21 protein-coding genes are annotated in these 20,337 nt (G+C 69.6%); 6 read left to right on the top strand and 15 right to left on the bottom strand.

What is annotated here, in order from left to right; genetic code table 11:
* Window positions 1-46: 46 nt before the first annotated feature.
* Genes NM1_RS12410 through NM1_RS12370 form a run of 9 tightly spaced genes read right to left on the bottom strand, consistent with a single transcriptional unit; the run spans window position 47 to window position 9,769 of the window.
* Entirely contained in the window at window positions 47-1,462 is a 1,416-nt protein-coding gene (locus tag NM1_RS12410) for an MATE family efflux transporter (protein WP_068018506.1), read from the bottom strand.
* Window positions 1,463-1,470: 8 nt separating this feature from the next.
* Window positions 1,471-2,598, bottom strand: coding sequence for a PLP-dependent cysteine synthase family protein (locus tag NM1_RS12405; protein WP_084519487.1), 1,128 nt, complete (start codon window positions 2,596-2,598; stop codon window positions 1,471-1,473).
* Window positions 2,595-3,923, bottom strand: coding sequence for an alanine racemase (locus tag NM1_RS12400; RefSeq protein ID WP_246011290.1), 1,329 nt, complete (start codon window positions 3,921-3,923; stop codon window positions 2,595-2,597). The genes NM1_RS12405 and NM1_RS12400 overlap by 4 nt, the downstream gene beginning before the upstream one ends.
* Entirely contained in the window at window positions 3,920-4,897 is a 978-nt protein-coding gene (locus NM1_RS12395; protein ID WP_068018500.1) for an ornithine cyclodeaminase, read from the bottom strand. The genes NM1_RS12400 and NM1_RS12395 overlap by 4 nt, the downstream gene beginning before the upstream one ends.
* Entirely contained in the window at window positions 4,894-5,547 is a 654-nt protein-coding gene (locus tag NM1_RS12390) for an ABC transporter ATP-binding protein (protein WP_068018497.1), read from the bottom strand. The genes NM1_RS12395 and NM1_RS12390 overlap by 4 nt, the downstream gene beginning before the upstream one ends.
* A complete protein-coding gene (locus tag NM1_RS12385; RefSeq protein WP_068018493.1) occupies window positions 5,544-6,371 on the bottom strand; it encodes an ATP-binding cassette domain-containing protein in 828 nt (275 codons plus the stop codon). Before NM1_RS12385 ends, NM1_RS12390 begins: the two co-directional genes overlap by 4 nt.
* A complete protein-coding gene (locus tag NM1_RS12380) occupies window positions 6,368-7,195 on the bottom strand; it encodes an ABC transporter permease (protein WP_068018490.1) in 828 nt (275 codons plus the stop codon). The genes NM1_RS12385 and NM1_RS12380 overlap by 4 nt, the downstream gene beginning before the upstream one ends.
* Window positions 7,188-8,195 carry an ABC transporter permease gene (locus NM1_RS12375; RefSeq protein WP_307719313.1) on the bottom strand — a complete coding sequence of 336 codons (1,008 nt, stop codon included), beginning with the start codon at window positions 8,193-8,195 and terminating at the stop codon, window positions 7,188-7,190. Before NM1_RS12375 ends, NM1_RS12380 begins: the two co-directional genes overlap by 8 nt.
* Entirely contained in the window at window positions 8,165-9,769 is a 1,605-nt protein-coding gene (locus tag NM1_RS12370) for an ABC transporter substrate-binding protein (protein ID WP_068018484.1), read from the bottom strand. The genes NM1_RS12375 and NM1_RS12370 overlap by 31 nt, the downstream gene beginning before the upstream one ends.
* Window positions 9,770-10,040: 271 nt before the next feature.
* Here NM1_RS12370 and NM1_RS12365 point away from each other — a divergent pair, with 271 nt between their 5' ends.
* Complete coding sequence (locus tag NM1_RS12365) at window positions 10,041-11,651, top strand: MFS transporter (protein ID WP_068018594.1); 1,611 nt, start codon at window positions 10,041-10,043, stop codon at window positions 11,649-11,651.
* Window positions 11,652-11,697: 46 nt separating this feature from the next.
* Complete coding sequence (gene secG / locus NM1_RS12360) at window positions 11,698-11,931, top strand: preprotein translocase subunit SecG (RefSeq protein WP_068018480.1); 234 nt, start codon at window positions 11,698-11,700, stop codon at window positions 11,929-11,931.
* Here secG and NM1_RS12355 read toward each other — a convergent pair.
* The gene (locus tag NM1_RS12355; RefSeq protein ID WP_246011292.1) at window positions 11,918-13,033 is read right to left on the bottom strand and encodes a YbfB/YjiJ family MFS transporter; all 1,116 of its coding nucleotides are present in this window, start codon (window positions 13,031-13,033) and stop codon (window positions 11,918-11,920) included. The genes secG and NM1_RS12355 overlap by 14 nt on opposite strands.
* 69 nt (window positions 13,034-13,102) lie before the next feature.
* Here NM1_RS12355 and NM1_RS12350 point away from each other — a divergent pair, with 69 nt between their 5' ends.
* A complete protein-coding gene (locus NM1_RS12350) occupies window positions 13,103-13,936 on the top strand; it encodes a LysR family transcriptional regulator (protein ID WP_068018477.1) in 834 nt (277 codons plus the stop codon).
* A 97-nt stretch (window positions 13,937-14,033) separates the two neighbouring features.
* On the opposite strand, the gene NM1_RS12345 is transcribed toward NM1_RS12350, so the two are convergent.
* Window positions 14,034-14,282 (bottom strand): S1 RNA-binding domain-containing protein, encoded by a 249-nt coding sequence (locus tag NM1_RS12345; RefSeq protein WP_211339392.1) that lies wholly within the window; start codon window positions 14,280-14,282, stop codon window positions 14,034-14,036.
* 237 nt (window positions 14,283-14,519) lie between these two features.
* Here NM1_RS12345 and NM1_RS12340 point away from each other — a divergent pair, with 237 nt between their 5' ends.
* Window positions 14,520-15,503, top strand: a complete 984-nt coding sequence (locus tag NM1_RS12340; protein ID WP_068018474.1) for a hypothetical protein — start codon at window positions 14,520-14,522, stop codon at window positions 15,501-15,503.
* Window positions 15,504-15,545: 42 nt separating this feature from the next.
* Here the strand turns inward: NM1_RS12340 and NM1_RS12335 are convergent, their stop codons facing one another.
* Together NM1_RS12335 and NM1_RS12330 are read right to left on the bottom strand one after the other, a co-directional pair.
* Window positions 15,546-16,631 carry a CHAP domain-containing protein gene (locus tag NM1_RS12335; RefSeq protein ID WP_068018469.1) on the bottom strand — a complete coding sequence of 362 codons (1,086 nt, stop codon included), beginning with the start codon at window positions 16,629-16,631 and terminating at the stop codon, window positions 15,546-15,548.
* Between the two features lie 156 nt (window positions 16,632-16,787).
* Entirely contained in the window at window positions 16,788-17,627 is an 840-nt protein-coding gene (locus NM1_RS12330; protein WP_068018466.1) for an SDR family NAD(P)-dependent oxidoreductase, read from the bottom strand.
* Between the two features lie 54 nt (window positions 17,628-17,681).
* On the opposite strand from NM1_RS12330, the gene NM1_RS12325 reads away from it, so the two are divergent.
* Window positions 17,682-18,650 carry an alpha/beta fold hydrolase gene (locus NM1_RS12325; protein WP_246011293.1) on the top strand — a complete coding sequence of 323 codons (969 nt, stop codon included), beginning with the start codon at window positions 17,682-17,684 and terminating at the stop codon, window positions 18,648-18,650.
* 108 nt (window positions 18,651-18,758) lie between these two features.
* On the opposite strand, the gene NM1_RS12320 is transcribed toward NM1_RS12325, so the two are convergent.
* On the bottom strand, window positions 18,759-19,268 hold the full coding sequence (locus tag NM1_RS12320; protein ID WP_068018460.1) for a nitroreductase family protein: 510 nt from the start codon (window positions 19,266-19,268) through the stop codon (window positions 18,759-18,761).
* A gap of 51 nt (window positions 19,269-19,319) precedes the next feature.
* The gene (locus NM1_RS12315) at window positions 19,320-19,670 is read right to left on the bottom strand and encodes a hypothetical protein (protein WP_068018457.1); all 351 of its coding nucleotides are present in this window, start codon (window positions 19,668-19,670) and stop codon (window positions 19,320-19,322) included.
* Between the two features lie 80 nt (window positions 19,671-19,750).
* Between NM1_RS12315 and NM1_RS12310 the strand changes: the two genes are divergently transcribed.
* Entirely contained in the window at window positions 19,751-20,215 is a 465-nt protein-coding gene (locus NM1_RS12310; protein WP_084519482.1) for an SRPBCC family protein, read from the top strand.
* Window positions 20,216-20,337: the final 122 nt, after the last annotated feature.

Raw genomic sequence — 20,337 nt, 5'->3', positions numbered from 1 at the left:
GGCGATGCCGCCCGGCAGTCGGCACCGTCGCGGCGAACCCCGGGCCTCAGCCGGACTTGCCCGCCGCGATCGCCGGTTCCGAAGTCTGTTGCGGTACCGCTGATTCGAGGCGGAAGGTGCGGTACACCAGCGCCGCCGTGGTGCCGAAGCCGAGGCACAGCCCGAGCCACACGCCCGGCCCTTCCCAGCCGAGCCCGTAGCCGAACAGGCCCATGGCCGGGATGCCGACGGCGAAGTAGCCGATCAGCGTGTTCTTCATGCCGGCCTTGGTGTTGCCCAGGCCGCGCAGCAGGCCGATGCACAGATTCTGCGAACCCTTGCAGTACTGGTGCACGATGGCGAACCAGAGCAGCGTGGCCGCGGCGGAGGCGACCGCCGCGTCGTCGCGGTGCTCGCGCAGGAACGGGGTGAGCACCGCATCGGGGGCGAGGACGTACACCAGCCCGATCGCGGTCATGAGCGTAAAGGCGAGGGTGAACGTGCGCCGGGCGATGCCGCGCGCGGCGTGCCGTTCGCCCTGCCCGACCACGCGGCTCACCAGGATCGACGAGCCTTGGGACAGGCCGATATTGAACTGGTACACGATCTGCGCCAGGTTGTTCACGATATTGCTGGCCGCCAGCGCCACCGGCCCGAAGCTGCCCATCATGAGGGTTGCGACGGAGGTGATCGCGGCTTCGGCGCCGTAGGTGAGCGAGATCGGGGTGCCCATGGCGGTGATCTGCCGCACCGTGGCGAGATCGGCCCGCCACCCGCGCACGGTCAGGAGCGAGCCGAGCAGGTCGTCGCGCCGCACCGACACCAGGTAGGTGCCGCAGGTCCACAGCTGAACGATGGTGGTGGCCAGCCCGATTCCGGCGAGCCCGAGCTCGGGCAGCCCCAGCCACCCGTAGATGAACACGGCGTTGAGCAGCGCGTTGACGCCGATCGAGAGGATCGTCACCCGCATCAGCGATCCCGCCCGGCGCATCCCGACGGCGAACTGCCGCAACACGTTCAGCCACAGCATCGGCACCAGGCCGGGCGCCAGCGTCCAGATGATCGAGCGGGCCGCGTCGACGACCTCCGGGCGCTGTCCCAGCGCGCCCAGCAGGTATCCGATCGCGATCAGGACGATCGCCCCGGCCACCGAGGTGAGGGTGGCGACCGCGAAGGCTGCCCGCAGGTATCCGCGGATCTCGTCGCGGGCCTGCTCGTCGAGTTCCGCATCGCCGCCGCGCTTGTCGGCCCGGCCGACGGCGCCGGACACCATATTGCCGACGCCGGTGACCATCCCGACGCACATGGTGCGAATCTGGTTGTACAGCAGCAGCGCCAGGCCGCCCGCCGCGACCGCGGCGACGCCGAGCAGGCCCATCATCGCCAGGTCGACGGTGGTCAGCGCGATCTGGGCGAGCTGAATGCCGATGACGGGACCGGCGACGCCCAGGATGGCGCGATAGTCGGCCCAGCGAATCCTCATGTGCTCCCTCATGTTCCGGTCCGTTCCAGGTCGGCCGCGCGGCCGGGCCGGCCCCGGGTCCCCGCGTTGTCGTGCGGCCCGTCGACGACGTATCGGACGGCGGCGAGCTGGACTGAATCGTCGTAGGCCGTCAGCAGTCTCTTGATCCGCTGATGCGCGAGATGGTCGAGCAGGCCGCGCTCGAGCAGCCAGTCGTCGTCGTAGACCGAGTCGAGATACTTCTCGCCCGCATCGCACACCAGCACCACGGCGGTGCTGCCGGGCCGCAGGCGCAGCAGTCGGCGCAGCGCGACATATATTGCGGCACCGGCGGTTCCGCCGATGAGCAGCCCGGTGCGGCAGGCCACGACGCGGGCCGTGGCGAACGCGTCGACGTCGGCGACCTTGCAGCCCTCGTCGATGTGGCGGTAGTCGACATTGCTGCCCACCTGGAATCCGGCGGGGCTGCCCGCGCCGGTCTGCCAGTACGGGCGGCCGGGCCCGCCGAAGATGATCGAGCCGGTGGGTTCGACGCCGACGGTGCGCACCCGAGATCCGTGGCGGCGCAGCTCTTCCACCGTGCCGCACAGCGATCCGCCGGTGCCGACCGCGCCGATCAGGCAGTCGATGTCGGTGCCGAGGTCGGCCCGCAGTTCCTCGGCCAGCCCCCGGTAGCCCGCACCGTTGCCCGGATTGTTGTGCTGGTCGGGCCAATAGGCCCCGGTGGCCGCGGCGATCTCGGCCGCCTTGGCCCGCCGCGCGACGGTGCTCGGTCCGCCGTCGGCGCCGTCGACGAATACCAGCCGCGCACCCAGGGCCCTCATCGCCCGGAGTTTGTCGCGGGCCGCGTGCCCGTCCACGACGGCGGTGAACGTGTAGCCGCGCTCCAGGGCGATCAGGGCCAGCCCCGTGCCCGTGTTCCCGGAGGTCGGCTCGACGATGTGCCCGCCGGGACCCAGCAGTCCGGTGCGCTCGGCGTGCAGCACCATCTCCCGGGCCATGCGCACCTTCGCCGACCCGGTGGGGTTGAACTGCTCCAGCTTGAGCAGCAGCCGCGTGCCCGTGCCGGTGCGGGTCAGCTCCAGCAGGGGGGTGCGGCCGATCAGCTCGGAGGCCCGGTGCACGACGGGTTCGCGGCGGGGCGCGAGACCGGTCATCGGTCGAGTCTCCAGCGCAACCGCCCGTTCTCGCGGGTCAGCACGATCTTCGGGGGCAGCGGGAGCTGGTGGAATTCGCTCTCGTTCTTGTCCATCTGGTACCCGGCGGTATTGGGATAGACGAGCAGATCCCCGGCCGCGGGCGCCTGCGGGAACGGCACCTTGCGCCAGGTGAGGACGTCGTACTCCATGCAGCTGGCGCCGCCCACGCACGAGGCGACCGGTTGCGCGTCGGCGATCCTGTTGCGCGGCACCAGGATCGGATCCGGAAGGAACTCGCTGCCCTTCCACTGTTCGGAGACGCTCATGCTCAGCCCGGCCACCGTGGTGATGCCGTGGGCGTCGTTGCGCTTGAAGCCCTGCACCGGGAACACCGTGAATCCGGCATCGATCAGCAGGGCCCGGCCCGGTTCCAGAAACAGCCGGATGTCGTTGTCGCGCAGGTGGTGCGCCAGCGACGCCCCGTCGAATTCGACGGTCAGAACGGCCTCGAGCATGGCCGCCCCGACCGGTCTCTGGGCGTACGGGTAGAACTTCTCGAACTGCTTCCCGGCATGGAACCAGTCGTCGGTGCGACCGCTGGTGAACGCCTCCCAGTCGTCCGCGGCGAGATAGCTGCAGGCGAACCCGCCGCCGATGCAGACCGCCTGCGCCGCGAGCCCCGCGGCCCGCGCCTTGGCGACCAGTTCGATGAGCTCCCAGGCCAATTCGGCGCGCGGCGCTACGGCGTAGCCGTCGAGATGGAAGGAGAAGCCGGACATTTCGAGGTGCTGTCGCAGTTCGGCGCAGCGGACCAGCGCCGCCTCCAGATCGCCGGGGGACAGCCCGAACCTGCTGTGCGGCGCGCGCGGCGGCAGCACTCGCAGCAGGATGCGGGCCGGTCCGTCGGTGCGGGCCAGCGCGGTGATGCGGTCCAGTTCGTCGAGGGAGTCGATGGCGACCAGGCAGCCGTGCCGGACAGCGAGCCAGAGCAGCTCGTCGCTCTTGGCGGCGCCGGTGACTCCGATGTCCTGGCCTCGGATGCCCTGTGCGAGAGCGTGAATCAGCTCGGGTGCGCTGGCGACGTCCACCGCGCCGCCCAGTTCGGCGACCTTCGACAGCCAGCATCCGGCCTTGTTCGCCTTCTTGCCGAAATAGACCTGGCCGCGCACACCGTGCTCGTCGAGCACCGCCTGGAACGCGCGGAGATTATCGGCGAACTGCTCGGGATAGACGACGTGGAACGGGCCGCCGACGGCGTGCCCGATATCGAACAGCAGCTCGGAATCGGCCCGAACCTCCTGGGCCCAGGGCTTTTCCAGCGCGGGCAGGGAAATGGTGGTCACGACCACAGCGACACCTCCTGTCCGCGCCCGGCCGCCACCGCGCGGGTGGCCAGGGCGTGTGCCACCGGGATGTCGGTGATCACCATGCCGCTCGAGAAGGCGAACACCCGATCCTGCGGGTCGCGGCGCCCGGGGGCCCGTCCGGCGACGATATCGGGCAGTTCGGCGTGGATCTCCACCTTGCCGTCCGGCCCGGCGAGCCGGGTCCCGGTCACCCCGAGCTGGCCGGTGTTGGTGGCGATCGCGTAGTCCGCGTTCCGCAGCGCGCCGCCCGCGACACCCTTGCTGGCGACCGAGATCAGCAGCCCGCCCGGCTTCAGCCAGGCCGTCTGCACCTTCGGATGCGCGGCGCGGCCGGAGGCGGCCACGACGATATCGGATTCGGCGACGGCCGCCGGAACATCCTCGACGAGTTCGACCTCCCGGTTGGGGAAGTAGCGGTGCAGGGTGGCGATGGTGTCGGCGATGCCGTCGGGATGGGTGCCGAACAGCCGCAGCCGCTCCAGGCCGGGCAGCACGGTCAGCAGGAACGGCAGCGTGTTGCGGCCCTGCACCCCGGTGCCGATCATCAAGGCGCTGGTGGCATCCGGCCGCGCGCTGTGCTTGGCGATGATCGCCGTGGTCGCGGGCGTGCGCGAGGCGCCGACCCGCTGGCAGTCCATGAACGCGAACGGCAGGCCGGTGGTGTCGTCGTAGAGACTGATTGTCGTGTAGTACTTTTCGGCGTTGTCGCTGCCCTGCCGGTAGGAGGTCTTGAAACCGAGCTGCTGCAGCGAGCCGTCGTAGCCGAGCATGGAATAGGACACCGCATCGCGTTCCTCCACCGGAATCGGCATCATCAACTTCGTCGGACAGCGCGAATCGCCCTGCGCGAACGCCTGATAGCCGTCCTCGACGAGCGCGATGATCTCGCCGGGCATGATGTCGACATCGGCGAGATCGGTGCGGGTCAGGATGTGCAGCGTGGGATTCATCTCGTTTCCTCGTTCGGTTCGGACCGGCCGGTCACGCCGCTGCCGTCGAGGTGCACGAGGCGATTCGTGCAGGCCCGCAGCAGCGGCAGATCGTGGCCGATGAGGAGTACGCCGACTCCGGTGGCGGCGGTTGCGGTGACGGTTCGGACGACGGTGGCGGTGGTGGCGGGGTCGAGCATGGCCGTCATCTCGTCGCAGACGATGTAGTCGGGCCGCCAGGCCAGTACCCGGGCCACCGCGGCGCGCTGGAGCTGGCCGTCGGACACCTGCGACGGGTAGCGGTCGAGAAGGTCCCGGGTCATGCCCGCGGCGGGGAGTACGGTATCCCAGTCCACGGGCCCGCGGCCGAGCTCGGAGATGGTGTCGCGCAGCGTCATCCGCGGGCTGCACGAGCGCCGCGGCGATTGGAACAGCATGGCGATCCGGCCGGAGTGCCGCCGCGAGAGCTCGGCCCCGTCGCAGCGCACCCGGCCGGAATCCGGCCTGCGCAGGCCGGTGAGTACCTGTGCGAGAGTGGTTTTCCCGGTGCCGGACGGCCCGGTGAGGCCGACGATCTCGCCGGGGGAGACGGTGATCGACACCCGGTCGAGCACGCGGCGCCTGCCGAAGGAGACGGAGATGTCCTGGGCGGCAAGGACTTTGTCGGTCATCGGGCACCGTACCGGTAGTCGTCGGGCAGATTCACCAGCGACGGGGTGAGGTGGGGGATGGGTTGCAGGCCGTTCTCCGGCAGCGCCGCCAGCAGGTCCCGGGTGTATTCGTGCCGGGGATGGTCGAGAACCTCCGTGGCCGTGCCGGTCTCGACGATGCGGGAGGCGTGCATGACCGACAGCTCGGTGCAGAGCGCGGACTCGCGGAGCGCGGTGATGTCGTGGGTGATGAGCAGTACGCGGCCGCCCTCGCCCGCGAATTCGGCGAGCAGCTTCAGGATCGCGGCCGATCGCTCGGCATCCAGGGCGGAGGTGGGTTCGTCGGCGACGATGACCGCCGGATCGGCCGCGAGCGCGAAGGCCACGGCCGCGCGCTGCGCCATGCCGCCCGACAGCTCGTGCGGATACCGCTGCAGCGCAGAGGTTTCCAGCCCGACCCGGTCGAGCAGATCCGCCGGATCGTGCCCGGTGCCGAGGTAGCGGATGGTCTCCGACAGCTGCGGCCCGATGCGCCGCACCGGCGTGAAGTAGGTCATCGCCGACTGCGGGACGAGGGCGACGGTATGGCCGCGGGCCCGCTGGATCTCCGGGCCCGTCAGCGTGCGGTCGCCGACCGTCAGTGTGACGGTGCCCGCCACCCGGGCTCGGCGCGGCAGCAGCCCGGTGACGGTGGCTCCGAGCATCGACTTGCCCGAACCGGATTCGCCGATGAGGCCGTGCACGGTCCCGGCACGCACCTCCAGCGCGGCGTCGGTGACCGCGTGCACCGTCCGCCCGGGAGCGAGCGGGATCCGGACGGTGATGCCATCGAGGGTCAGGGTCACAGCGAAACCTCCTCGGGCGCGGCGGTTCTCGCCTGCCGACGTCCGCCGATCACCGAGATGCTCAGTGTCACCAGGACCAGCACTCCGCCCGGAAAGACCAGCAACCACCAGTCGCCGAGCAGGATCGAGGTCTGCGCGTCCGACAGCAGCGTCCCCAGCGAGGCCTGGTGTGGCGGCAGGCCGACGCCCAGGAACGACAGCGTGGACTCGTGCCAGATGGCGTGCGGGATCAGCAGCACCACGCCGATCAGCGCCTGCCCCAGCGCCACCGGCACGAAATGCCGGGCGATGATGCGGTGCGGGGGCAGTCCGCGCAGCCGCGCCGCCTGCACGAACTCGGCATGCCGCAGCGCCAGCACCTCGCTGCGGACCGCCCGGGCGACCGTGGTCCAGTGCGTCAGCACCAGCGCGGCGACGATCGCGGTGATCGAACCGCGGAACATCGCCACGATCAGCAGCGTGAGCAGCAATGCGGGCAGCGCGCTGAAACCCTCGGCGATGCGCATCGCGATCCGGTCCCACCAGCCGCCGAACGCACCGGCGGTCACGCCCACGACGATGCCCAGCAGCGCGGAGCTGACCGCGGTGGCCAGCGCGATGCCCAGCGAGATCCGCATCCCCTCCGCCACCAGGACGAAGACGTCGCGGCCCGCGCTGTCGGTGCCGAACGGAAACCGCGGACCGGGCGGCCGGCGGCTCATCGCGAAGTCGACCAGGCTCGGATCGAGTGGGCGCAGGATCGGCACCAGGGCCGCGTAGAGGACGGCGAGGGCGAGGACGGCGCAGGCCGCGGCGAACAGCGGGCGGCGCGAACGCTCAGCCATCGGCGTCGATCCTCGGATCGATCAGGATCCCCGCGGCGTCCGCGCACAGGTTGCCCAGCAGCACCACCGCGGTGGTCAGCACCGTGAGAACGGCCAGCAGCGGAAAGTCCAGGGCGCGAGCGGCGTTCACGGTGGCGTCCCCCACTCCGGGCCAAGCGAAGACGGTTTCGACGACGGTGGCGCCGACCAGCAGTTCGGGCAGCCGTGCGCCGCACAGCGTCAGGAACGGCGCGATCGACATCGGCAGCACGTGCCGGAATGCGATGACGTGCCAGGGCAATCCGCGCGCCCGGGCGCCCCGCACGGCATCGCCGCCGAGATGTGCGGTCACGGTCTGGCGCAGGCCGAGCAGCAGCCACGGCAGCTGGGTGAGGCCGAGCACGATCGCGGGAAGCACCAGGTGCCGCACCGTCGAGGACACGGAGATCGGTTCGCCCGGATCGGTCAGACCCGACGCCGGGAACCACTGCAGCGTCAGCGCGAACAGCAACACCGTGCCCAGGACCAGCACAAAAGGTGGAATCGACTGCAGCACAACGGCTACCGCGCTCAGCGTGCGGTCCACGAGCCCGCCGCGGCGCAGCCCGGCCCAGGCGCCGAGGACGAACGCCAGCACGATGGCCACGAGACCGCCGCACGCGCCGAGCAGCAGCGTCCAGGGCAGCCGCTCCGCCAGCACCTGTGTGACCGGCTCACCGTAGGAACGGGATTCACCCAGGTGGCCGTGCAGCAGGTCGGTGAACCACGACCACCACTGGCCGGGCCATGCCCGGTCCAGACCCAGGCGCTCGCGCAACTCGGCGCGCTGCGCCTCGGTGAACCGGTCGCCCTGGTCGCGCAGATACGCGTCCAGCGGATCGAACGGGCTGGCGGCGGCCAGCGCGAAGACCGCGACCGACACCAGCAGGACCAGCGGTACGGCCAGCGCGGCCCGGCGCCCGGCCAGCCGCAGTACGCGACGAGCCCGCATCAGTGTGCCCAGCGGGCCAGCGAATACCACGGACCCCAGGCGACGCCGTGCGTGTGCGGCTCGAGCGCGGTCGGCGGAATCCGGAAGCCCTTGTCCCGCACCACGTATACGTGGTCCTCGCTGACCAGCGTCAGCATGGCGGGATCGGCGTGGTATTCGGCCTGGAACTGCCGGTAGAGTTCCGCGCGGCGCTGCGGATTCGGCTCCACGCGGGCGGCGTCGAGGACCGCGTCGACGCGCGGATTGACGTAGTCGGACAGGTTGTCCCACTTGGAACCCGCGCCGGGGGCGGCGTAGCGGGAATGGAATTTGGTGTAGAGCTGGCTGTCGATCGTGTAGGGCTGCCCGCCGCCGCCCACCATGAACGGCGTACGCGCCAGATAATCCGAGGTCATGGCCTTCTTGTCCACCGCCACCGGGGTGATGTCGATGCCGACCTTCTTGGCGTCCGACACCGTCGCCATGGTGAGGTCGCGGCGGACGACCTCGGTGGGGTAGTAGGCGATCTCGAAGGCGGCCCGGCGGCCGTCGTGTTCGCGGACCCCGTCGGCTCCCCGCCGCCATCCCGCGGCATCGAGAATCCGCTCGGCGTCGGCGGGATCGAACGCGAAATCCTGTGCGGGGTCGTAGGAGTCGCCGTAGATGCGGCCGAGCAGGGTGGAGGTCGGGCGGCCCGCGCCCTGCAGGATGTGCTCGACCATCGAGTTCCGGTCGACGGCGCGGTTGAGCGCCCTGCGGATCGCCGGATCGCCGGCCACGGGGTTGCCGGTCGGCAGGCTGATCCCGAGCCAGTCGTTGGCCGATGCGGTGACGGCGCGGAAGCCGTTGCGCGCCACGCCCTCCGCCAGTTCGGCGGGCAGCCGGGTGCCGTCCGCGCCGTCGCGCACCTGGGCGGCCCGCGCGTTGTCGTCGTCGGTGCGCCGCACCACGAACGTCTTCACCTGCGGCTTCTCGCCCCAGTAGTCGTCGCGCGCGGTGAGTACGGCTTGGTCGGGGCGCAGTTCGGTGAGCGCGTACGGCCCGGTCCCGACCGGGTGGTGGTTGAGTTCGGACTTGTCGGCCGGGCCGGGCTGCGCGAATGCCTCGGCGGGGGCCACCGCCAGGAACAACCGGTGGTCGAAGTCGGGGTACGGCCCGTTCAGCTGGAATTCGACGGTGTCGGGCCCGGTCTGGGCGGCATGGCGGAGGAACTCGTAATCCGCGGCGATCGGGGAGGAGAAGGCCGGATCTATCACCGAATTGTAGGTTGCGGCAACATCTTCCGGGCCGAACGGGCTCCCGTCGGAGAATCGGACGCCGGGCCGGGTGTGGACCACCCACCGGCTGTAGTCGCCGCCGACGGGCTCCGGCGCCCCCGCGGCCAGCACCGGCACCGCGTCGGGGATCCGGTCGTCGACGCCCTCCTGTACCCGGTACAGGCTGTCGTAGATCTTCGACTCGCCCGTCTTTCCGTGCCCCAGCAGCGGGTTGAAGTTGCCCAGCTCCTCGGTGTCGATCACCACGAACCTCTCCGTGCGTGAATTCGATTGCGGCGCAGCGCATGCGGTGGCTGCGACGGCGAACGAGGTTGCGGCGGCGAGGATTCCGAGCCGGAGCAAGTGCATGCGTGTACTGTAGACTAATGATAATGATTGTCAATATAAATAGTATCGTGATCTGGCGCACGCTCGCAACTCGGGGCGGAGGAGTCCCTGGTGGGCGACCGGAACGGGGGCGTCTCGAATTGCATTGAGGCCAAGGTGGTTTCATCCGGAAGTTCACCGGATGCGCGGCCGCCGCGCTGTCGCGCCGGATCCGGCCGCGGTCCTACGCGCCCGGCCGGACGACGTCCGTGCACCCGCGACGGCGTGGTTGCTGCGGATAAGCTCGCATCCCGTGACCGTCTCCAGCACCGAATCACCGGTCTCGACGTGGGCGCCGCTGGCGTCGCGGATCTTCCGCGCGCTGTGGATCGCCCAGCTGGTCTCCAACCTCGGCACCTGGATGCAGACGGTCGGCGCGCAGTGGCTGCTGGTCGGCGAGCCGAATGCGGCCACGCTGGTCTCGCTGGTGCAGACCGCGACGGCGCTGCCGGTGATGCTGCTGTCGGTGCCGTCGGGTGTGCTCGCCGACCTGGTCGACCGCCGCCGCCTGCTGATCGGGGCGCAGTCGGCGATGGCGATCGCCGCGGCGGTGCTGGCGGTGGTGACGGCCACGGGACACATCACGCCCGTGCTACTGCTGACGCTGCTGTTCCTGCTCGGGGCCGGGCAGGCGCTGACCGCCCCGGCCTGGCAGGCGATCCAGCCGGAACTGGTGCCGCGCACGCAGATTCCGGCCGCGGCGGCGCTCGGCAGCATGAGCAACAATGTCGGGCGCGCGGTCGGCCCGGCGATCGCCGGGGCGCTGGTGTCCCTGGCCGGGCCGACGCTGGTGTTCGCGCTGAACGCGGTCTCGTTCGTCGGGATCGTGGCGGTGCTGTGCTGGTGGCGGCGCCCGCCCGACGATCACGACCTGCCCGCCGAACGGCCCGTCGCGGCACTCGCGGCCGGGCTGCGCTTCATTCGGGCGGCCCCGGCGGTGCGGCGGGTGCTGCTGCGCTCGATCCTGTTCATCGCGCCCGGTAGCGCGCTGTGGGCGCTGCTGCCGGTGATCGCGCACGACCGGCTGCACCTCGGGTCGTCGGGCTACGGGCTGTTGCTGGGCGCGCTCGGCGCGGGCGCCGTGCTCGGCGCGACCCAGCTGTCGCGGCTGCGGGGCGTACTGACCCCGACGCAGCTGCTGGCGGTCGGCGCCGGGCTGTTCGGCCTGGCCACCGTCGTGGCCGCGACCGTGCAGAACATGCCGATCGTGCTGGTATGCCTGGTGTTCGGCGGATTCGCCTGGATCACCTCGATGTCGACGATGAACTCCACCATGCAGCTACTGCTGTCGTCGTGGGTGCGGGCGCGCGGGCTGTCGGTGTATCAGCTGGTGTTCATGGGCGGGCAGGCGCTCGGCGCGCTGGCGTGGGGGCTGGTCGCGGGCGCGTTCGGCACGGTGACCGCCATGATCGCCGCCGCCGCGCTGCTCGGAGTGTGCGCGCTCAGCACGCTGTGGCTGCCGGTCCGGGTGACCTCGATCGACACCACGCCCGCCGCCTACTGGCCGGAGCCGGTGCTCGACTACGCACCGGAACCCGACGACGGCCCGGTGCTGGTGCTGGTCACCTACCACGTGCCCGGCGAGGCGGTCGCCGAGTTCTCGGGCGCGATGGCGCGGGTCGGCCGCTCCCGCCAGCGCACCGGCGCGATGGAATGGCGGCTGTACCACGACGTCGGCGTCGCCGACCGCTATGTGGAGGCCTTCGTGGTGCGGTCCTGGCAGGAACACATTCGCCAGCATCAGGTGCGGTTGACGGCGCAGGACCGCCTGGCCGAGCAGCGGGTCGCGGAGTACACGGTGGGGGAGAGCCGGACCCTGCACCTGGTGGCCGTGCAGCCGGTGCGCACCTGGCGGCGAAACTGATCACCCCTGGCCGGCGCCGCCGAGGCGACCGCCTAAACTGTCGGGCATGCGCATGTTCCTGGATATCCTCCTGATCATCACCAGCGTGTTGCTGGTGTTGCTGGTGCTGCTGCATCGTGCGAAGGGCGGAGGCCTGTCCAGCCTGTTCGGCGGCGGCGTGCAGTCGAGCCTGTCGGGGTCCACCGTCGTCGAGAAGAACCTCGACCGCATCACCATCTTCGTCGGCGTCGTCTGGCTGATCGCCATCCTCGGCATCGGTTTCGAGATCAAGTTCGCCTGACCGGCAGCGCCGCCGCGGTCGCGAGCCCCAGCACCACGGCGGCGATCGCGAAGGCGGCGGCGTAGCTCGACCCGAGCACCGGCGCGACCGCCAGCGGCCCCAGCATCTGGCCGCAGCTGTACCAGGCGGTCAGCGCCGCGGCGGCACCGGGACCGGCGAGGTCGCCGCCCACCTCGATGCTCAGCATCACGATCCCCATGAACGTCCCGCCGAACAGCGCCGCCGACACCACCGCCGGGATCACACCGGTGGACACGGCGGGTAGCACCGCCGACACCACCTGCAGCAGCAGTGCCACGATCAGCGCCGTGATCGGTGTCCAGCGCCGCGCCGCGAGACCCCACAGCACGGTCGCCGGGGCCGCGGCGAGACCCACCACCACCCACATCGCCGTGCCCAGCGACTGGTGCCCCGGCGTGCTCACGGCGGCGACCAGGAACGTGCCGATGACGATATAGCCCAGGCCCTCCAGGAAATAGGACACCAGCAGCGCCCGCCACGCGCGCAGCGAACGGGCCGCGGTCGCCACGGCGCGGGCGCCCGGAACGATATCGAGCCGCAGCGCGGGCAACAGCAACAGCGCGGTCAGGACGGCGGCACCGAGCCACATCGCCTGCCAGGAGGCGATCGGACGGGCCGCGAGGGCGAGCAGTCCGGTGAGCGCGATTCCGCAGCCGACCCCGGAGAACGCGATACCCGCCGCGCGCCTGCGGTTTTCGTGTCGTGCCGCGATACCGGCGCAGCCGATGAACACGATCGCGCTGGCGACCCCGGCGAGCAGGCGCAGCACCACCGGCACCGCGGTGGGCGCGGGCCAGGCCATCAGCGCCTCGCTGGCCACCAGCACGGCCGCCGCGAGCCGAAACAGGTTGCGGCTGTTCCATTCCGGGCGGCGTGCCAGGAGTACGGCGCCGAGCAGGTAGCCCGCGTAGTTGGCGGCCGCGACGACCGCACCGGCGTGCGCGTCCATCCGCCCGGCGTCGATCATCACCGGCATCAGCGGGGTGTAGGCGAAGCGGCCGATCCCCATCGCCGCCGCCAGACCGGCGGCCGCCCGCAGCGCGGGGGCCAGGCTCTGCTGTCGAGGTGCTGCGATTGTCACCGTATCGACGGTAAGGGTCGCGATCGATCCGGTGAAATGCTTTCTGCGCACCATGTATACGCTGGACGCATGGAACTGGAGCTGCGGCATCTGCGCGCCTTCGCCGTGCTGTGCGAGGAGCGGAACTACACCCGCGCCGCGCAGCGGCTGCACCTGGCGCAGCCGTCGCTGTCGCGCACGATCCAGCAGCTCGAGCGCATTCTGGACTGCCGCCTGATCGATCGCACGCCGCGGCGCTTCGAGGTGACCGGGGAGGGGAGGGAATTTCTGACCCACGCGCGCCGCATACTCGCCGACCTCGACTCGGTGGTGGCGGACCTGCAGCTGCGCTCCGGGGTGGCGGTGGGGTTCGCGTGGCTGCTGCCCGACGGGTGGTTCGGCGCCGCGCGAACCCGGTTCGAATCGGTCGGTGGGCACGTGGAGATTCATCGCGTCGACGACCCGATCGCCGCCCTGGCGGCCGGGACCATCGATATCGCCCTGTACCGCAAGGATATTCGGCTGCCGAAGAATATGGCCGCGCGCACCATCGGCACCGAGCGCCGGGTGCTGGCGGTATCCACCGCGTCGCCGCTGGCCGGTGCGACCGATCTGTGCTGGCGGGACCTGGCGGGATATCCCTTGGTGGTCAACACGGTATCCGGGACCATCGACGAAAACTCCTGGCCGGAGCCGGATCCCGCGCGGGAGATCGTCACCTGCACGAATTTCGACGAATGGCTCGAGCTGGTGGCCGCCGGGCGCGGTATCGGCGGGGTGCCCGAACTGGCCCGTACGCGCGCACCGCATCCGGGCGTGGCCTATGTCGATGTGGCCGACGCGCCGCCGTCGCGCATCTACCTGGTCTGGCGGACCAAGCCCGCGCCGTCGCGCTCGGTGCAGCGGTTCCTCGAGGTCGCCTGAGGGCGGGCCGGATTCGACGGCGCGATACGCTCGAGCGGTGTGGGGCTGGCCGGATTCCAGCCCCACACCCGTATTCACCGCGCGTGTGCGGATTCGATCACGCGTGATCGAGACTCACGCGCTGTCGCTCGTCATCGATGTCGAGAATCCGTACCGACAGCGTGGATCCGACCAGCGGATCCCGCTGCCACTGCGACTTGTGCAGCAGCCCATGGATTCCCGGCGCGACCTCGAGGAACGCGCCGAACGGCACGAGCGATACGACGGACGCGTCGAGCACCGCGCCGCGATCGTGGGCAGTGCGGAACGCCTGCCACTCGCGCGGCGAAATGGATTCGTGGGACATGTATTTCACCTCCTTCCGCAGTCCCGAGAAGTGAACGGGATGCGTCGGAGGGGCGGTCCTCTCGCCCGCGCCGCGCTCAACGCGCGGCCGGGTTGCCCATCTGTGTGCGGCTGGTAGCCGACCCGGCAGTCACGGGGCGAAGATTAGCACGGGGTGGGGGATTCGGCGCAAGGCGTTCGCAGCCGGGGCTGTGAGACACTGTCCCGGCCGAGGACGGAGAGTGACAGTGGGGAGCGAATGATCATCCGGATGCGGGCGGCGGGCCGGGGCGCGATGGTCGCCGCGGTCGTGGCGACGGTGATCACCGGTTCGTCCGGTGTGAGTGCGGCGCAGGATGGAGACACCGACGACGGGCCGAATATCCAGTGTCGCAAGGATATCGACCCGCAGGCCCACCACTTCTATCCCGGTGAATCCGGCGGCACCGCGTACGACGCGGTATTCACGCGCGGAACCGGAAAGCCGCTGCCCGACCTGGGCAGCTACGTTCCGCAGGGCGCCGCGACCTGGGGTAACTGGGACGGGCAGGGAAACGACCTGCTGCTGGTCACCCAGCATGGACCGGGGAACGGCCCCGCCCATATCGCGGGAATCGACCTCCGGACGTACGAGACGGTCGGCGTGGTCACCATCGAGGCGACGCATGCGGGCGGGATCGGGGTCACCGGCAACGGGTGGGTGTACGTGTCGGGCGGGCAGAATCGAGTACTTCGGTTCTCGCAGCAGCGTTTACGGGAAGAACTGCCCCGGCGCGGAAACCTCGAGCACACCGGATCGCTGGAGGTCGCCGGGTCGTCGTTCCTGTCCGGATTCGGGGACAAGCTCTATGCCGGAACCTTCGACAAGGACAAGCCGGGCACGATGGCGCGGTACGGCGTGGGCGCCGACGGCGCGCTGCTGCACGAGGAGGACTACCAGGTTCCGCGGAGCACACAGGGGCTGCTGGTCACCGAGAAGAATTTCGTGTTCAGCTCCTCGTACGGCCGGACGAAACGGGGCAACATCTACGTTGCCGCGCACGGTGAACGGACGATCGCGCCGAACACCGTGCAGTGCTTCCGCACACCCAGCATGCCCGAGGGAATCGCCGGGCTCGGAAACACCGCCTATCTCGTCTTCGAATCCGGCGCCGGTGAGTTCGCGAACGACCCGAAGACCAGGAACAAGATCTCCGACGTGCATATGGCGGATATCGGCGCGCTGGTCGCACCGCGACCGTAAGAGGTTCGGCGCCATACCGACTCGCTATGTCTGCGCTATCCGCTATACGGAGCTGTTCGCCGGTGGCTTGACGACGCCGACCAGAACCGAGCTTCCCATCTGGTAGTCGTTGCGTTTTACTTCGCCCCGGGCTCCGGCGTTTCCTTCGATGGTTCTGATCGTATTGCCGTCGACGGATTCCACGATCCCTATGTGGTCCTGTGTCCCGTCGCCGTTCCAGTCGAAGACGATCATGTCGCCGGGTTTGGCATTCTGCACGCCGTCGTTCAATCCCATGTGCTGGGCATCGGCCCAAATGCTGGGCACATAGTCCTTGTTCGACCACTTGACGTCGTAGCCGGCCTCTTTCCAAGTCCAGCTGGCGAATGCGGCACACCATGCGTCATTGATGTCGTACGGCTTACCCGGCAGGTCGTCGCCCGCCTTTTCCACGGTGCCCACCTCGCCCCTTGCATTCTGGAGAATGCCGTTGATCGTGCCTTTCTCATTCAGCCTGTAACTGGCGTTGCTGGCCGCTGGTGTGGGAAGCCTCGGACCGCCGCGGGTCGGGCCCGGTGAGTATGGATGGGAGCTGCTGATTTCCCCCGCCTCTGTGCGCATCTTCGTCGTCGCCTCGTCGACTTTGGTGTAGACGTCGTCGAAGGCCGACAGCAGGCTGTGGATGGCCCGCGCCTCACTGGCGGCCGTCAGCGGGAGAAGTGCACCCTCCTTGTTCACACGCTGTTCGATACTTCGCAGTTCGCCGTCGAGGTGGTCGATTCGTTTCTTGATCGCCTGGAAGGTTCCGTTCGCGACCTTGAAGGTGTTGAGCACCGAGTCGTTGACGGCATCGCCCTGCCGGTCCATTTCCTTGATTTTCGACTCGAACTCGTCTTTTCGCGAACTGTAGCCCTCGGCCATTGCCGACTTGTCCCGAGGTACGTTGAGGCCCTTCTCGCCGAGCAGCTTCTTCTGCATCATCCACTGTGTCAGGTCTGGCTGCTCCTCTCCTCTGCCGGAGGCGAACATCAGAATCGATGCGCAGATGCCCTCCCGCACGGCGTTGAAGACGGCGATCAGCCCCCCACTGGGGATCTCCGGGAGCTTCAGGGCCTCGACGAAGCCGGTCAGATCTTCGCGGGTAGCCATCACTGAACCTGCGCGCGTTCATCTTCGGCTGGTGTGGCGTCGAACCGAAGCCCCTCCATTCGCACCCTCATCTTGTCCCGGGTCACCCGGTGTGTCGGTGACGCAATTCATCTGCCACCGATTATCGAGTATTCCCAGGGCGGGGAAGGTGTGGGCCTATCCCGTGCGGGGGACCCGCCCATCGACATCGGTGAAACCGTAGTCCTCGGCGAGATCTGCTACGCGCCAGGCCTTTCCGGTGCGGGCGCGGCGGTTCGGGTCGCCCGCCAAGGCGACGACGGCGCGGCCCGGGAAACGTGGGGACTCCGCCTCGTCGAGATCGAAGGTGCCCTCTCCGGGCAGGGTGATCAGGCGGCGGCCGTCGGCGCCGGGCGGAACCATCTGCAGCAGTTCGGTGTTGACGATGCCGGGCCAGATGGAGACGGCGGTGACCTCGGTATCGGCGAAGTCGTGTGCCATATCCGCGGTGAGCCGGTCGACGGCGGCCTTCGCGACCCCGTACACGGTGTTGTGCGTGTGGTGTTCGGCGCCGGGGGAGGAGACGCTGACGATCAGCCCGCCGGACTCGATCAGCAGCGGTGCGGCGAAATGGCTTGCCACGTAATGGGATCGCACGCCGATATCGAAGCTCTCGTCCCAGGCCGCGGGCGGCACCTCCCAGAACGGCTTGCCCAGCCAGCGAGACGACGCGGGAGCGTTGTAGACGTTGTTGACGAGCACGTCGAGGCGGCCGTGGTCGGCGCGGACCTTGGCGAACAGGTCGGCGACGGCGGTGTCGTCGCGGTGATCGCAGACGAACGGCACGCCGGTGCCGCCGAGTTCGCCGATCTCCGACGCGGTCCGGCCGACGGTGCCGGGCAGCTGTCCGGGCTGGGCGGAGCGACCTGTCACGTACACCGTCGCGCCCGCCGCCCCGAGCTCGAGTGCGATGCCCTTGCCGATGCCGCGGCTGGCGCCGGTGACGACGGCGACCCGGCCGGTGAGTATTCCGTTCACGACTCCGGGACATTACCGTGAAATGAGAACACGTTCTAGTCTTTGGGAGGCGAAGTGGAGCCGACACATCGGTTCGTGGAAACAGGCGAGGCCCGGATGCACGTTGCCGAGCAGGGGGAGGGGTATCCGGTCGTCTTCTGTCACGGGTTCCCGCACGGCTGGTTCATCTGGCACCGGCAGCTGTCGGCGGTCGCCGCGGCCGGATACCGTGCCATCGCACCTGACCTGCGCGGATATGGTCGCACCGAATCGCCGGACGGGATCGAGGCGCATACCAATCGGGCTGTGATCGGCGATCTGCTGGCGCTGCTGGACGATATCGGAGCCGAGCGCGCGGTGTTCGTGGGACTGGATTTCGGCGCGCAACTGGTGTGGGAACTGGCGTTGCGCGCACCGGAGCGGGTGGCGGCGGTGTTCGTGCTGAACAATCCGTTCGCCCCGCGCCCGCCGAAACCCCCGTCGGCGTTCTGGACGAAGGCGGCCGAACGGCACTTCCTGCACCTGTCGTATTTCCAGACCCCGGGCGTGGCCGACGCCGAACTGGCCGCGCGACCGCGCGAGTTCCTGGAGCGCGTCTACTACTCGCTGAGCGGTGACTACCACTATCTCGACACGTGGAAGAACCCGCCGGGCCTGGGCTATCTCGACGTGCTGCCCGAAGCGCCGCCGCTCCCGTGGAGCTGGCTCAGCGAATCCGAACTGGACACGCTGGCAACCGAATTCGAGCGCACCGGCTTCACCGGCGGACTCTCCTGGTACCGCGCCCTGGACCGCAACTGGGAGCTCACCGCCGACCTGCCGACCGAGGTCCCGGTCCCGACCTACTTCCTCTACGGCGAGAACGACCCGGACATGGAGGGTTTCAGCGGCCGCGACCCGCTGGCCACGCTCCGCGCTCACGTCCCCGATCTCCGCGCCGTCGAAAAGGTGCCGGACGCAGGACATCTGGTGCAATTGGAACGCACCGATGCCGTGAACACCTTCCTGACGAACCACTTGGACAAGCTGAACCTGCGGCCGTAGCCGTCTGCCGACGTGCGGGCCGAAGCGTTGGCAAGCCTCACGCCGCCGCGTTCGTATGCCGTGGTGCGTCCGCGGGTATGCGGCCGGTGGCGGCGCGGGCCGGGGTGGTCAGGAGATCCAGGTGAGGAGTTCGGACGTGGTCAGGCGGCCGCGGGGTATGGCGGTCGGAGCCGCGCGGCGGGCGGGGTCGGGGTAGCCCGCCGCGATGGCGTGGCGGGGCAGCCAGCCCGGCTCGGCGGCGACGAGCCGGGCGGTGTGGCGGACGTTGTCGTCGGGGTGGAAGGTCGTCAGGCAGGTGCCGAGGCCGTGCTCGTGGGCGGTCAGGCAGATCGACTGGGCGACGCGGCCCATGTCGAATTCGGTGTCGGCGAAGCCGTTGTCGGCCGACAGCAGGACCAGCACCAGCGGGGCGTCGGCGAGGTGGAGGGCGAAGTTGCCCGAGCGGGAAAGGTCCTGGCGCACATCGGGATCGGTGACGGCCACGAACCGCCACGGCTGACGGTTGCGGGCCGAACCGGTCCAGCGCGCCACGTCGATGATCTGCTCGACAACGGTGCGGGGGACCGGGTGCGGCAGGAAATGCCGCACCGATCTCAGATCCTTGATCGCCTCGTCCACCGCGCCGACCCTACCCGGGACCGATTCGGCCTCTCCGATGTGAGGCGCGGCTTACTCGCTCTGTTCCCAGGCGGCGACCGGCAGCGACAGATACACGCCGAAATTCTCCAGCCCCGTCGCCTTCTCGATGTCGCGGTGCAGCCGCTCGCAGCGCTCCTGCCGGTTGTCGGCGCGACTGGCGAACCACTTGGACCGCACCTCGATCACGACATCGAGCCCGCTGCGGTCGAACGGGCCCAGCGCCCGGAACCGGATCTCCACATCGCCGGGCTGGAGATCGCCGTCGTACGGCTCCTCGGGGCATTCGACGGCCACCGAGATCAGATGCGGAAGCTGCTGCCCGAGTTCTTTCAGCATCGATTCGGGCACGTGGGCTGCGTAGGTCACCTCGACTAGTGGCACCGGGTCAGTCTATCGATTCGCGCGCGCGGTCCGGGTGGGGCACGATCAGATGAACTGGACAATGGACCAACTGGAGGGTCATGAGTGACTGCGGTCGGCTCCGTATCCACCACCGCGTGGACCTACCCGCCACCCCGGAGCAGGTCTTCGACCTGCTGACCGACCACTGGGCGCGGCTGTGGCCCGTGACCCAGCGCCGCATCCGCGACGGCGCCGACCCCGCGACGCCGAACGGTCCGGGCTCGGTGAGAGCCCTACGTGCACTCGGCATCTGGCAGATCCACGAGTCGATCGTCACCCACACCAGGCCGCGGCTGATCGAATACCGCACGATCCGCGGCCCGGTCCGCGACCACCTCGGCCGCCTCGAACTGACCCCCGCGCCCAGCGGCGGCACGCACCTCGACTACCGCATCTGGTTCGACACCGCACCGTGGATCCCCGCCCGCCTGATCGCGATATCGCTCGAAACGACGTGGCGACTCTGGAGCGTCCCGCGCCTGCGCAAACTCTGCCGACACCTCCCCGGAACCACCACGAACTAGCCGCTGGGCCGAACTTTCCCGCACCCTCTGCACGTTCCCGCACCCCCTACAGCGGCCCGCAAGGGGTGCGGGAACACGTAGGGGGTGCGGCGTTGCTGGTTCCGTCCTCAGCGTCTGGGGCG

The sequence above is a fragment of the Nocardia mexicana NBRC 108244 genome, assembly GCF_001613165.1.
Lineage (GTDB): Bacteria > Actinomycetota > Actinomycetes > Mycobacteriales > Mycobacteriaceae > Nocardia > Nocardia mexicana.
This window is presented reverse-complemented; position numbering and strand designations above follow the sequence as displayed.

Bases quoted from the DNA above. Each gene is read 5' to 3' on its own strand.
- NM1_RS12410 (WP_068018506.1), bottom strand. From the start codon at position 1,462: ATGAGGATTCGCTGGGCCGACTATCGCGCCATCCTGGGCGTCGCCGGT.
- NM1_RS12405 (WP_084519487.1), bottom strand. From the start codon at position 2,598: ATGACCGGTCTCGCGCCCCGCCGCGAACCCGTCGTGCACCGGGCCTCC.
- NM1_RS12395 (WP_068018500.1), bottom strand. From the start codon at position 4,897: ATGAATCCCACGCTGCACATCCTGACCCGCACCGATCTCGCCGATGTC.
- NM1_RS12390 (WP_068018497.1), bottom strand. From the start codon at position 5,547: ATGACCGACAAAGTCCTTGCCGCCCAGGACATCTCCGTCTCCTTCGGC.
- NM1_RS12380 (WP_068018490.1), bottom strand. From the start codon at position 7,195: ATGGCTGAGCGTTCGCGCCGCCCGCTGTTCGCCGCGGCCTGCGCCGTC.
- NM1_RS12370 (WP_068018484.1), bottom strand. From the start codon at position 9,769: ATGCACTTGCTCCGGCTCGGAATCCTCGCCGCCGCAACCTCGTTCGCC.
- secG (WP_068018480.1), top strand. From the start codon at position 11,698: ATGCGCATGTTCCTGGATATCCTCCTGATCATCACCAGCGTGTTGCTG.
- NM1_RS12350 (WP_068018477.1), top strand. From the start codon at position 13,103: ATGGAACTGGAGCTGCGGCATCTGCGCGCCTTCGCCGTGCTGTGCGAG.
- NM1_RS12345 (WP_211339392.1), bottom strand. From the start codon at position 14,282: ATGTCCCACGAATCCATTTCGCCGCGCGAGTGGCAGGCGTTCCGCACT.
- NM1_RS12340 (WP_068018474.1), top strand. From the start codon at position 14,520: ATGATCATCCGGATGCGGGCGGCGGGCCGGGGCGCGATGGTCGCCGCG.
- NM1_RS12335 (WP_068018469.1), bottom strand. From the start codon at position 16,631: ATGGCTACCCGCGAAGATCTGACCGGCTTCGTCGAGGCCCTGAAGCTC.
- NM1_RS12310 (WP_084519482.1), top strand. From the start codon at position 19,751: ATGAGTGACTGCGGTCGGCTCCGTATCCACCACCGCGTGGACCTACCC.